Source organism: Nitratidesulfovibrio sp. SRB-5 (assembly GCF_019931275.1).
GTDB lineage: Bacteria > Desulfobacterota > Desulfovibrionia > Desulfovibrionales > Desulfovibrionaceae > Cupidesulfovibrio.
Genome location: NZ_JAIOTY010000005.1, coordinates 30,931 through 43,787 on the forward strand (window position 1 = coordinate 30,931; position 12,857 = coordinate 43,787).

At 68.3% G+C, this 12,857-nt stretch carries 10 protein-coding genes and 1 tRNA gene; 5 read left to right on the plus strand and 6 right to left on the minus strand.

The genetic code is table 11. The annotated features are described in order from the left end of the window. Positions 1–110: 110 nt before the first annotated feature. The 5 genes from K6142_RS15825 to K6142_RS15845 all read right to left on the minus strand — a co-directional run bounded on the left by K6142_RS15825 (position 111) and on the right by K6142_RS15845 (position 5,289). Complete coding sequence (locus tag K6142_RS15825) at positions 111–1,769, minus strand: diguanylate cyclase (protein ID WP_190245722.1); 1,659 nt, start codon at positions 1,767–1,769, stop codon at positions 111–113. A gap of 356 nt (positions 1,770–2,125) precedes the next feature. Then, positions 2,126–4,396 carry a ferrous iron transport protein B gene (gene feoB / locus K6142_RS15830; protein ID WP_190245721.1) on the minus strand — a complete coding sequence of 757 codons (2,271 nt, stop codon included), beginning with the start codon at positions 4,394–4,396 and terminating at the stop codon, positions 2,126–2,128. A 2-nt stretch (positions 4,397–4,398) separates the two neighbouring features. Further along, entirely contained in the window at positions 4,399–4,656 is a 258-nt protein-coding gene (locus tag K6142_RS15835; protein ID WP_190245720.1) for a ferrous iron transport protein A, read from the minus strand. Positions 4,657–4,778: 122 nt separating this feature from the next. Beyond that, positions 4,779–5,003: a hypothetical protein gene (locus K6142_RS15840; RefSeq protein WP_190245719.1), complete on the minus strand. Its 225-nt coding sequence runs from the start codon at positions 5,001–5,003 to the stop codon at positions 4,779–4,781. A 37-nt stretch (positions 5,004–5,040) separates the two neighbouring features. Beyond that, positions 5,041–5,289, minus strand: coding sequence for a FeoA family protein (locus K6142_RS15845; RefSeq protein ID WP_190245718.1), 249 nt, complete (start codon positions 5,287–5,289; stop codon positions 5,041–5,043). Positions 5,290–5,636: 347 nt separating this feature from the next. Between K6142_RS15845 and K6142_RS15850 the strand changes: the two genes are divergently transcribed. The 3 genes from K6142_RS15850 (at position 5,637) to K6142_RS15860 (ending at position 8,999) form a co-directional block, all read left to right on the plus strand. Continuing rightward, positions 5,637–6,872 (plus strand): M20 family metallopeptidase, encoded by a 1,236-nt coding sequence (locus K6142_RS15850; RefSeq protein ID WP_190245717.1) that lies wholly within the window; start codon positions 5,637–5,639, stop codon positions 6,870–6,872. A gap of 75 nt (positions 6,873–6,947) precedes the next feature. Then, a complete protein-coding gene (locus K6142_RS15855; protein ID WP_190245716.1) occupies positions 6,948–8,024 on the plus strand; it encodes an ABC transporter ATP-binding protein in 1,077 nt (358 codons plus the stop codon). Between the two features lie 324 nt (positions 8,025–8,348). Next, positions 8,349–8,999, plus strand: coding sequence for a response regulator (locus K6142_RS15860; protein WP_012612165.1), 651 nt, complete (start codon positions 8,349–8,351; stop codon positions 8,997–8,999). A 151-nt stretch (positions 9,000–9,150) separates the two neighbouring features. Here the strand turns inward: K6142_RS15860 and K6142_RS15865 are convergent, their stop codons facing one another. Next, positions 9,151–10,104, minus strand: coding sequence for an Hpt domain-containing protein (locus tag K6142_RS15865; protein WP_223380941.1), 954 nt, complete (start codon positions 10,102–10,104; stop codon positions 9,151–9,153). Positions 10,105–10,334: 230 nt separating this feature from the next. Here K6142_RS15865 and K6142_RS15870 point away from each other — a divergent pair. Beyond that, positions 10,335–10,421, plus strand: a tRNA-Leu gene (locus K6142_RS15870). 251 nt (positions 10,422–10,672) lie between these two features. Beyond that, on the plus strand, positions 10,673–12,826 hold the full coding sequence (locus K6142_RS15875; protein ID WP_190245052.1) for a helix-turn-helix transcriptional regulator: 2,154 nt from the start codon (positions 10,673–10,675) through the stop codon (positions 12,824–12,826). Positions 12,827–12,857: the final 31 nt, after the last annotated feature.

Below are 12,857 nucleotides of genomic sequence, written 5' to 3' on the forward strand. Positions count from 1 at the left end.
CAGAAGCCTTGCAGGACAGCGATGCCGCTGCCCGACCATCGATACGCCAACGGCGCCTCCCTCACGGGGGGCGCCGTTTTCACATCCGAAGGCCCATGGTCCCGCCGCCGTCAGGAACCGCTCAGCGGTCCGCGCAACCGGGCAACTCCCTGTTCCTGCCCTTCGTCGTCCGGGGTGCCCCGCTCCTCTACCCCGGCACGCTCGGCATCGTCCCACAGCACCACCCGGTTGCGGCCCGCCTGCTTGGCCCGGTACAGCGCGTGGTCGGCCCGTGCCAGAAGGTCTTCCAGCGGTCCGGCACCGTAGCGCGGCGTAACGGTCATGCCTGCCACCCCCACGCTGATGGCCACTGGCACGGGCATGTCCGCCTGGCGCAGGTCGATGCGCTCCACGTTGCGGCGCAGTCGCTCGGCCAGGGCCATGGCGTGCGTGGCATCGGTATTGGGCGCGATGATGGCGAATTCCTCGCCGCCCATGCGCACCGCGAAGTCGGACGAACGCACCGTGGTCATGATGGCGGCGGCCAGCCTGCGCAGCACCTCGTCACCGGTGGCATGCCCGTGCACGTCGTTGATGTGCTTGAAGTGGTCCAGGTCCAGCATCAGGCAGGCGCACGGTTGCCCGGCCCGGCGGCAGATGCTGACGATGCGCGCGCCCGCGTCGGCCAGCAGGCGGCGGTTGGCCAGCCCGGTCAGTTCGTCGGTGCCGGACAGGCGCTCCAGCTCGCCCACGTGGGTGCCGATGCGCTCGGCCATGCGGCAGAAATTGCGGTACAGCCGTTCCAGTTCCGGGGGCATGGCCGCCACGTCGAGACCGGGGCAGGCATTCCCGTATTCCCCGGCCATGATGCGCTCGGACATGGCCGAAATGCGCTCGATGGGTCCGGTGACCCGCCGCGCAAGGCGCAGCAGAAAGGGAGTACACACCGCAATGGTCAGGCCCGACACCGCCAGCAGGAGCAGCAGCAACCGGTGCATGTCGCCCAGTATGTCACCCACGGCGCGCTCCTGAACAAGCAGCCATTCGCCGTTCTTGAGCGGCAGCCCCACCCCCAGCACCTCGGCATCGTCACGATTGCGGTAGATGGCCGGGCCGTCGATGGGCGCGTCCAGCGAGGGCAACGGGATGGGACGGGCGTCTTCCGGGGCCAGCAGGGGGACCCCGGTGGAGGCGACCACCAGGAAGGAGGGATCCACCGGTGTGCGCCGCAGGCTGCTGACCATTTCCAGCAGTTCGTTGATGCGCACCACGCCGAAGACCAGCCCCGCAAAGTCGCCCTGCGGATTCAGCACCGGGGATGAAAAAATCACGATGGACTTGCCCGATGTGCGCCCCGTCAGCACGCGCGAAATGAACGGCTGCCCCTGCCGCCCCCGCAGGAAGTATTCGCGGTCGGAAATGTCCACGCCGCCTTCCGGCATGTCGAAGTCGAGCACGGTGCGCCCTTCGGCATTCACGTAGACCAGGGAGCGAAAGTCGCCGTGGGAGTCGAGAAAGGCATGAAAGTCGCGCGCCATGGCGGGCAGATCCACGGTGCGCACCGCATCGGTGCGCGACACGTGCACCACGTCGGCCAGGCGGTAGCCCAGCCAGCGTTCCACGTCGAAGCGGTGGTGCCGCAGTTCCGCCTGCATCTCGCCCTGGGCCTTGCGCAGCCCTTCGGTGCGCAGCACGCCGTAGAACGCCGCCAGCGACAGGGCCAGCGGCAGCAGGATGAGCAGCAACGAATGAAACCGGAGTTCCGCCTTGATGGTACGGCCAGGCCGCATGGCGTCAGTCCCCCCCAAAAAATGGCTTTCGGCCTGTCTCCGCAACCCTTCCGCCCCACCTTCAACACGGCGTCTTCCATGCACCGTGGCATGTGCGGCGTGCCCCCCGGCAGGCCGTGCATGGCATCGGCACGGACCAGTGTAAACGGCGCGAACCCCGCGCGCAAGCGGATGAAGGCTGCGGCGGGGCGGGCATCGCAGGGCCGCGAAGATGCCGGAAGCCGCGCGGATGCCGGTCCTTCGGGACGTCCCAACGGAAACGGGGCGTCCCGAAGGACGCCCCGTTGTGGTTGCGCATGTTGTGCTGATGACGCGCTGATGTTGCGCTGATGACGCGCGGGCCCTGCCCGGCGGGGTTAGCCCCCACCCAGCATGGCGGTGCCGATCTGGTAAACGGCCACGGCCAGGCCGAAGGCCATGATGGTGCTGAACACCGTGCTGAAGATGGCCCAGCGCCACGACCCCGATTCCTGCTTGATGGCCACCACGGTGACGAAGCAGGGGGCGTACAGCAGCACGAAGACCATCAGCGCGGCGGCAGCGGCGGGGGTCCAGTGCGGGTCGGCCTTGATGCGTTCGGCCAGCGACCCGGCGTCTTCGGCGTCCACCTCGCCCAGCGAGTAGGCCGTGCCCAGGGTGGAGACGATGACTTCCTTGGCCGCGAAGCCGCCCACCAGGGCGATGTTGGTGCGCCAGTCGAACCCGGCAGCGCCGGTCACCGATTCCAGGGCGATGCCCACGCGGCCCGCGATGGAGTGTTCCAGCCCGGCGGCGGCTTCCTCGGCGTCGATGGCGGCAAGCTGTTCCTCGAACGGATCGGTCTTTTCGCCTTCGGCGGCGGCTTCGGCGCCTTCCTCCGCAGCGGTGGCAGCGGTGGCTTCCGCTGCGTCGCCCTTTTCAGCGGCGGCTTCCGCCGCTTCCTTCTGGGCGGTGACGGCGGCGCGCTGCGTCTCGAACGCGGCGGTGCGGTCCTCGGGCAGTTGCGGGAAGGTCATGGCCGCCCACAGCAGGATGGAGATGGCCAGAATGACGGTACCGGCCTTCTTGATGTACTGCCAGGTGCGCTCCCAGGTATGGATGAGAATGCCGCGCAGGGTGGGCAGGCGGTACGGGGGCAGTTCCATGACGAAGGGGGTGGATTCGCCCTTGATCACCGTGGAGCGCAGGATGCGCGCGACGATGAGCGCCATGCCCCAGCCCAGCAGGGTAAGGGCGAACATGGCCTGGGCTTGCTGCTCGGCAAAGAACACGCCCACGAACAGGATGAACACCGGCAGCTTTGCGCCGCAGGTCATGAACGGCGCGGTAAGGATGGTGGCCAGCCGTTCGCGCGGGCTGCGCAGGGTGCGCGCGGCCATGACGCCGGGCACGGCGCAGCCGCCCGCGATGCCGCCGGACACGATGTAGGGCATCACCGAGCAGCCGTGCAGGCCGAACAGGCGGAATACCCGGTCCAGCATGTAGGCCACGCGGGCCATGTAGCCGGAGTCTTCAAGGAAGGCGATCATCATGAACATGAGCATGATCAGCGGCACGAAGCCCATGACCCCGCCCACGCCGTCGATGATGCCCGAAACCACCAGCGACTTCAGCAGCCCGTCGGGCAGCGCGGCCGATGCCGTTTCGTTCAGCCAGCCAAAGAAGGCTTCCACCCATCCCATGGGGTATTCACCGATGGCGAAGGTGATTTCGTAGATGCCGTACAGCACGGCCAGCATGATCACCGGGCCGAGCAGGCGGTGGGTGAGCACGCGGTCCATGCGGTCGGAGGCGGCAAGGCGCTGCGAAAGCTCGTCGTGGCGGGTCAGCACGCCCTGGCGCAGCACGCCGGAAATGTAGCCGTAGCGGTAGTCGGCGATGACGGCTTCGGGGTAGCTGTTCAGGGTGGCTTCCAGGTGGCGGGCCACTTCCGCGGCCATGGCTTCAAGCTCTGCCGCCAGCGGACCGGCGGCGCGGCCCAGGGCGCGGATGTCGTCGTCGCTTTCCAGATACTTCAGGGCCACCCAGCGGGCCGGATACTTGTCGGTAAGGAACCGTGCGGCCTCGATGCGTTCGACCATGCGGGCCAGCACGGGGTCGAGGTCGGGACCGTAGGAGATTTCCAGCGGCTTCCAGGGGGCGCCGCGCTTGGCGTCGCCGTGGGCCACGGCGGCGGACATCAGGGCCTTCAGGCCTTCGCCGGTGCGGGCCACGGTTTCCACCACGGGCAGGTCCAGCAGCTGCGACAGGCGTGCGGCGTCGATGCGCAGGCCCTGCTTGCGGGCCTCGTCGATCATGTTCAGGCCGAGGGCCACGGGAATGCCCAGTTCCATCAACTGCACGGCCAGGTACAGGTTGCGCTCCAGCGCGCCCGCGTTGATGACGTCGATGACCACGTCGGGGCGGTCTTCCACCAGCACGCGGCGGGCCACCACTTCTTCCTGGGTGTAGGCGGTAAGCGAATAGGTGCCGGGCAGGTCCACCACGCGCACTTCACGCCCGTCCACGCGGGCGATGCCTTCCTTCTTTTCCACCGTGATGCCGGGGTAGTTGCCCACGTGCTGGCGCGAACCGGTGTACTCGTTGAACGCGGTGGTCTTGCCGGAGTTGGGGTTGCCCGCAAGGGCGACGATGACGTTGGCGGACATGGCTACTCCTGCGGACGGGGCTGGGCGTCGATCTCGACGGCGATGAAGTCGGCCTCGTTGTTGCGCAACGAGAGGGTGAACCCCTTCAGGCGCAGGGCCACCGGATCCATCAGGGGCGCACGCCCCATGACCTCCACTTCCGCACCGGGGATCAGCCCCATGTCGCGGATGCGCCGCCCCAGTTCGCCATGCGCGTCAACCTTGGCGATGCGCGCCCGCTGGCCCACGGCCAGTTGCCGCAGGGGAATGGTTTTGCCCATCTTCGTGTCTCCTCCTCGCTGTGCGCGGGCTGGCTGCCCCCGCGAAATTGAAAATCTTTCTCATTGAGTCGCGTTAAAAAAAGGCACGGCCCTCGGGCCGGCCATCACCAGCGTGTCGCGTGCTACTTGCCGCAGCCGCAGGATGTGCCCGGCTTTGAGGCAATGTGCCCTCCGCCGCCGCAGCAGCCCGAGCCGCCGGAACTGCCGGAACTGCTGGAACTGGCGGAACTGGCGGAGCAGTCGCAACCGCATCCGCACCCGCCCGACTTGCGGAACAGGTACCGCCGCGCGACATACCCCGCCGCCGCCACCACGATGGCGACGACCAAGAGAGTGTCCCAAGTCATACTGCTTCTCCTTGTCGATGGCCGTGGCCGGACCCCGTCAGTCGTGCATCTGCCGACCGGAATGCACCGGCTCGCAGAAGACGCCGCAGGCCAGGGTGTCGCCCAGGACCAGCGAGGCTTCACGCACCCGGACGCAACAGGCGCCCCCCTGCGAACAGACTTCCAGCTCCGTGCCGGGCGTTATGCCCAGCGCGCACAGCCTTCCCCGCTCGCCCTGCTTGTCGCAGAGACGACGCACCCGAACCCGGCATCCGGCGGGAACATCACTCAACTTGCAACAAGGCATACGCGTCTCCTTGGTCCGGTCGACACCGACCGTCTGCCCGCCCCACCGCTGCCGCGCGGGGCGCGGGCAACAGGTGCGGGGCCGGGAATGCACGCCCGACGCCCTATCAGTGCACCTCCTGAAAATGATTGTCAAGTTCCTTCTCGACAAAAACCACCACTCCCGGTCCGGCAAGCGGCCACTCACGACATGCCGGAACATTATCGGGACATGGCCGGGAACTGGACGCGCCCGGCCCGCTGCGGTAGCCTTTCGGTCCGCCGCCGCAACCCGGTCAACGTCCCATGCGGGCAACGAACGGAGCGCCGGTCGCACCACCCACAGCTTTCGCAGGAGCCTTCGCCGCAATGCCCCAATCCACAGACACCTTCGCCCGCTTCGCGGAACAGGCCCGCGCCTGCCTGCCCTCCGGGCTGGACGAGGCTACCGCCTCGGACATCGCCGACATGGTGGCGCTGACCGCCCGTCTCATGGCCATCCGCTCCACGGCCTCGCGCCCGGAAGAACTGGCCCGCTGCGCCGACGTCATCGCCGCCTGGCTGGCCGACAACAACATTCCCTGCACCCGCATGGAGCACGAGGGAGTGCCATCCCTTGTGGCGGGCAACCCGGCTCACGCCGCGCCGCTGGCCCTGCTGGTGCACTTCGACGTGGTGGACGGCGCGGACGCCATGTTCGCCCCGCGCCTGGACCTGGCGGCGGGCGTGCTGCACGGGCGCGGCAGCATCGACGACAAGTACGCCGTGGCGCTGGCCCTGATGCTGTGCCGCCGCTGCCTGCGCGAGCTTGCGGCACGGGGCCTTGGCCCGGATGCCCTGCCCCTGGTGCTGGTGATCACCGGCGACGAGGAAACCGGCGGCCGCAATGGCGCCTTCCGCGTGCTGCCGCACATCCGGGCCGACTTCTGCGTGGCGCTGGACGGCGGTTCGCCGGGCTCGGTCATCACCAAGGAAAAGGGCGTCATCGACCTGGTGCTCACGGCGCGGGGCAAAAGCGCCCACGGCGCCCGGCCCTGGCTGGGCGAAAACGCCGTGGATGCGCTGGTGCGCGACTACGAGGCCCTGAAGCCCCTCTTTCCCGGCCTGTATCCGGAACGGGCGGGGCTGGCAGCGCCTGATGCGCCGTCCCTCTCCGCCGTGTTGCCGCAGGCGGAGGCCCACTGGCACCGCACCCTCAACCTGGGCCTGCTGCACGCGGGCACGGCGGTGAACCAGGTGCCCGGCGAAGCTGTGGCCCATCTGGACGTGCGCTACACGGAGCACGACGATCCCCACCAACTGGTGGCCGCCATGCGCGCCGCCGTGCGAGGCGAACTGGCCGTCACCCGCATGGAGCCGCTGTTCGTCACCGGCGACACCCCGTGGCTGGACAGGCTGTTGCGCCACGCCCCCGGCGCGGCCACCGGCTGCGCCCACGGGGCCAGCGATGCCCGGTTCCTGACCGATCTTTCCATGGCCGGGGTGGTCTGGGGCGCGGAAGGCGAAACCAGCCAGCACACCGACCACGAACACCTGCTGATCCCCAGCTTGGTGCCGGTGTACCAGGCCCTGCTGGCCCTGGCGCGTGACGCGGCCAACGGATAGCCCTTGCGAACAGCCTTCTTTCGGACGGCCCTCCGCCCACTGGCACCATCACCTGGAAACAACTACAGGCCAGACATGACCGACGACAACAGAACACCCCGGACGGTGACCGACGCGGCACACCTGCTGGACGTGCGCGACCTGAGCGTGGAATTTCCGGGGCGGCCCGAGGCGGACGGCACGCCGGGCGCTCCCCTGCGCGCTGTGGCGGGGATATCCTTTTCCATAGCGCCGGGGGGCACGCTGTGCCTGGTGGGCGAATCGGGCTGCGGCAAGAGCATGACCGCGCTGGCCCTGCTGCGCCTGGTGCCCGAGCCGGGACGCGTTGCCTCCGGGTCGGTGCGGCTGGAGGGGCGGGAACTGCTGACCCTGCCGGAACCGGACATGCGCGGGGTGCGCGGGCGCAGCATTTCGATGATCTTTCAGGAACCCATGACCTCGCTGAACCCGGTGTTCCGGGTGGGCGAGCAGATCGCCGAGGGGTTGCGGCTGCATCTGGGCCTTTCCCGGTCCGATGCCGCCGCGCGCGCCGTGGACCTGCTGCGACAGGTGGGCATTCCCTCGCCGGAACTGCGCGCCCGCGACTTTCCGCACCAGATGAGCGGCGGCATGCGCCAGCGGGTGATGATCGCCATGGCGCTGGCCTGCGACCCGCGCCTGCTCATCGCCGATGAACCCACCACCGCGCTGGACGTGACCATCCAGCGCCAGATACTGCGCCTGATGCGTGACCTTGCCGCCCACCGGGGGGCATCGGTGCTGCTGATCACCCACGACCTCGGCGTGGTGGCGGAAACCGCCGACCACGTGGCCGTGATGTATGCCGGCAGGATCATGGAACATGCGTCGGTGGGCGATTTTTTCGCGCGCCCGCTGCATCCCTATGCCCAGGGGCTGATGCGCTCGGTGCCGCAGGCGGTTTCCGGCCCGAGGGCCGAACGGCTGTCGGCCATTCCAGGCACGGTGCCGCCGCTATGGGCGCTGCCATCCGGCTGCACCTTCCGCGACCGTTGCCCGCACGCCTTCGCCCGGTGCGCCGAACAGGAACCGCCCCTGCTGGCCATGCCGCCGCAGGCACCCACCGCCGCTCCCACGGACAACGCGGCCCAGGAGCACGGCGTGCGCTGCTGGCTGCACGCCCCCAAGGAATGACCGGCGACAGGTGACCGGCCGGGCTTCGCCCCGTCATGCCTGCACGAAGCGCCCCGCAGTGCGCCCCCCGCATCTCCGCATCGCGCCGGAACGCACCACGCAGACGGCCCATGCTGCATGCGCAGGCACAGCGGCGCACAGGCGTACCGCATCATCGCCGCCCGCGTTGCGGCGACACGCCATGCACGCCCCCCACACCCACCCCTACGTCGCAATGGGGAATAACCCTACTACGGCGAAAGCAGGTTTACAATTCCACCGGGGGCACATATAACGTACCGTGTTATTTTCAGACCAGCCACATCATAGTCAAAGGCTGCCGACATGTCGAAAACCGTTGTGCTCGTCGAAGACCTCGATATCGTCCGGGAAGGGCTTAAGGCCCTGCTCGGGGCATATCCCGCTTTCTCCATCGTGGGAGAGGCCCCGGACGGCATCCAGGCCTTGAAAATCGTTGAAAAGCACATGCCGGATATAGTGCTCATGGACCTGACGCTGCCGCTCATGGACGGCACGGAAGCCATCCGCGAAATCAAGCGGCGCTGCGAGCGCACCAAGGTGCTGGCGCTGACCGCCCACAAGAAGGATAGCCTGATCTACCGCACTCTCAGCGCGGGGGCCGACGGCTACGTGCTGAAGAACGTTTCCAGCGACATTCTGGTGCAAGCCATGGAAACGGTGCTGTCCGGGCGCCGGTACATCAGCCCCGAAATTTCCGAACTGCTCATCGAAGACTTTCTGCGCCACGGCCGCCGCGAAAGCGGGTCGCTGCTGGATCTTTTGAGCGACCGCGAAAAGCAGGTGCTGAAGCTGGTGGCCGAAGGCCACGGCAACAAGATGATCGCCGACAAGCTGTGCATAAGCCACAAGACCGTGGAAAAGCACAAGGCCAACCTGAAGCGCAAACTGGGTGCCGACAGCACGGCGGAACTGGTCAGCTTTGCCATCGAGCACGGGCTGACCGTCACACCGTAGCCGCAAGACACCCTGCCCCGCCAGCCCCGAACGGATGCAAAACGACGGGCCGGACTCCACTGCGAGTCCGGCCCGTCGATGCATTTCACGGGGCACACAATACGGCGGAACGGCTGTTGCCGATACGGCGGTGCCGCGTGTCCGGCAGGGGCTAATCGTGCGGATCGGGCTCCGCGCCCACAGGAGACGGAACAGATTGGCCGGATTGACCGGGCAGGCCGGGCAGGCCAGACAGGTCGGGCAGGCCAGACAGGGCCGTCAGCGCGGCACGCAGCCACGCCAGGGAGTCGGAGGCGGCGTCCATGTCGGCGCAGTTGGCGGCACATTCCAGCGCCGCCGCGCAGGCGGCCCATTCCGGCATGGCGTAGTTGGCCGCCATGCCGCGCATGGTGTGGCCCACACGGGCCAGCAACACCATGTCCCGCGCATGCAGCGCATCGCCCGCCTGGCCGACGAGCGCCTCTGCAGTGCGCCACACGCCGGGCAGCAACGGGCGCAGCACCTCCGGCATGGCCGCTATCAGGGCCGCCCCGGAAAGCCGCTGGCCGGACGGCACGCCGGTGTCGGCCACCCGGCGCAGTTGGCCGCACCGGGCCAGCGCCAGCGCCACGTCGGCAAGGTCCGCATATCCGGATGCATGGGCCGGGGCGCGCTCTCCATCCACGTCGCGGGGGCGCACCTCCGCCAGTGGGGCATCCTCCCAGCCGGGGGGCACGGCGGGGGCATCCCCCGCAAGCCGCACCACCAAGAGCGGAGGCGCAGCAGGCATGGCCGAGGTGTTGCACCTGCCCCGGCACGGCGTTGCACCAGTCTCATCCTTCGGGCCTGCGGCGTGCACGCGCGCGCCAGGCTCATCTTTCGGGCTTGCGGCGTGTACGCGCGCGCCAGTCTCATCCTTCGGGCTTGCGGCATGCGCGCGCGCGCCCGGCAGCAGCAGTACCACCTGCGCCGACAGGGCCTCGCGCACCGCTGCACGCGCGCCGCTCACCAGCACGAGGAGATGCCCCGTGTCCGTTCCCGGCGCGGCTGCATCGGCATGCGCCTGGTCCGGCTGTCCTCTTCGATTCGGGGACGGCGTGGTGCCGCCTTCCCTGTCCTTGGGCATCGTGTCTCCTCTCCCCCGGTGGACGGAAGCCGCTGCGCTCCTGCCCGATGTTCGCTCCGGTGCTATCGGCAGGCATGAGCCTTTGCCTTAGCCCCGGCCCGCCACGCAAGTATTTTTCCGCGCCCGCCAACGCCATTCGGGGCGGGAAAAGGCGACACGACCAGCATTCGCAAGGTTTTTGAAAAAAACGCTTGCCAACCACTCGGCGTTTGGCTAGAAGACCCTCCTGCGCCGAAGTGGTGGAATTGGTAGACACGCTAGGTTCAGGGTCTAGTGGGGGTTCCCCCGTGGGAGTTCGACTCTCCCCTTCGGCACCATCGACGGTAAAGGTCCCGGCATTCGCCGGGACCTTTCTGCGTTTTCAGGCCCTCACGTCCCGTTGTCCCACAGTCTTTCCGCTCTCCTTCCCCGGCCAGCCCCGCCAGCCATCTTCATACCTGCCCTGCTCACTCCATATTCAACCTCACGTACGGTTCGTTTTCTCTAACATCGTTGCTGCAAACGAAAAAATCGTGCATGACTTGAGGTAATTCATTCCTGATGGTGCAGCCTTTGGGGGGGGAGTGCCATGCCGTTTCCATCGGTTCGCCAGCCATTGCGTTCCGTCGCCTGGCTGTTGCGCGGCGGCGTGGGGCTGGGGGTTTCCATAGCCTGCCTATGGTATCTCCTGCGGGCAGGCCTGCTGCGCGCGCACCTGCCGCAGGCGCTGGCCCTGCCGGAAAGCTCCGGCGAATGGGTGATGCCCATCGCCATTGTCACCATGCTGGCGTGTGCCCGCTGCGTGGCACTGCTGCCGCACGCCACGCGCCTTTCGCGCGTGCATGACGCCGCGCTGGCAGCCCTGCTGCTGCCGCTGCTGGGGCTGGTGCCGGGGGTCGACATGCACCGCGCGGCGCTGGAGGTGGTTACCGGCCCCCTGGCCGTGGCCGGTGCCGTCCTGCTTTTCCATGGCTGGGGCGTGCGGCTGGCGGCCTTGTCCGGCCTCGACATCGCGTTGTGTTTCGCCATGGCCACCTTTGTGGCGGAATCGGTGTTGGCCGTGTCCGCTTCAGGTCTTGGCGGCGAGACCGCCTGGCTTGCCCTGGGTGCGGGACTGCCCGTGCTTTCACGGTTGCTGCTCGGCAACATCACCCTGCCGGAAACCGACGACGACAAGGACCCCGCCCCCCTGCGGCCCCTGCCCGCCACGCTGCTGGCGGCGCTGTTTCTGGCCAGCGCGGCCTGCGGCCTGTTCTACCAGTTGCTGGATCAACTGCCCCCGGAAAGCGACGCCACGGTCATTGCCTCCAGTGCGGTGTTCTGCGGGGTGGCCCTGTGCGCGGCCATCCTGTTGCGCGTCTTTCCCTCCTTGGCTCCGCGCCACCTGTTCCGGCTGGCCCTGCCTCTGCTGGGGCTGGGCTTTGCCACGCTGATGCTGCTGGGCCAGCGCATGCCCCGCGTGCCCATGTTCATCCAGCTTTCGGGCAGCGCCCTGCTGGACGTGTTCATGTACTCGTCGCTGCTGCACAGCGCGGGCCTGCACGCCGGGCGCAACCGCGCCCGCATCCTGGCCCTGTACTGGGCGCTGCTGTTCGGTTCGCAGTGGGCGGGCAGCCTGCTGTTCATGGTGCTGGGCCTGCTGCTGCCGCCGGACATCGCCCACATCCAGGTGCTTTCGCTGGCGGCGGTGTGCGCCATCATATCCATCATGCTGGTGGTACGGCCCGACCCGGCCACCTACATGGGCTGGCGACTGCCGGGACACGTGCCCGATAACGACACGGACGAACCGGTCTGCGACGACGGCGACACCGAATGTGACGACGATGCCGCCCTGCGGACCATCCTGTCTGCCATGCCCGGCTGTTCCGGCCCCTTCGGCGTGTCTGGCATGTCGGGCAGCAGGGCTGACCGGGCATCGCAATGTTCACCGGACGTGGCTCTGGGCACCGCCCCAGACATCCCCCCGGACGCGGCACCATCCGTGGCAACCGCAGCCAGCCCCATTGCGCATGACGCGGCCATTGAACCAGACGCATCGCGCGGGCATGCCATGCCCTCGCCCCCTGCCGCTCCGGCTGCCCAGACATCCCCGCCGCCCCGCATGCCCACCAGCACCTGGCGTACCCCCGCCCCTATCGGCGCGGACGGCGCGGAACTGCCGGTACCCGCACATTTCAGCCTGCATGACGCTGGGGCCCCCGGCATGACGCGCACACCTGCTCCCTCTGCCCTCTCCGCCCCATCCGGCACATCCAGTACATCCCGCACATCCGGCGCACCTGATGCACCCGGCACGCCGGGCGAACCGCACGCGTCGCATGCACCCCACTCCGCGCCCCTTGCGGATCAGCCCTGCGCAGTCCCCCCGGCCGCGCCACCAGACACGATGGCGGACACCGTATCGACCGCCGCAGCAGGCAGCGCCCCCAATGCCGCCCCCGTTCCCCCTGCCCGCCCCGTCCTGCCCAGCGAAGCGGCCCCGAGCTCCTATCCGTCGGCACCGCCCGCTGCCTGCCTTGCCGATTCGCTGCGCCGCATGGGCCTCACCCGTCAGCAGGTGGCGGTCACCCTGCTGCTGGCGGACCGGCACAGCGGCCCGGAAATCTGCGACAGGCTTAACATTTCGTACAACACCCTCAAGACGCACGTGCGCAACATTTACCGGCAGCTCGGCGTGACCAACCAGCAGGAATTGCGCAACGCGGTCACCCTGTTCGATCCCGCCCGCCCGACAGCATGACAGCAAGCCCGCATGGTTGCCGTACTCTTGC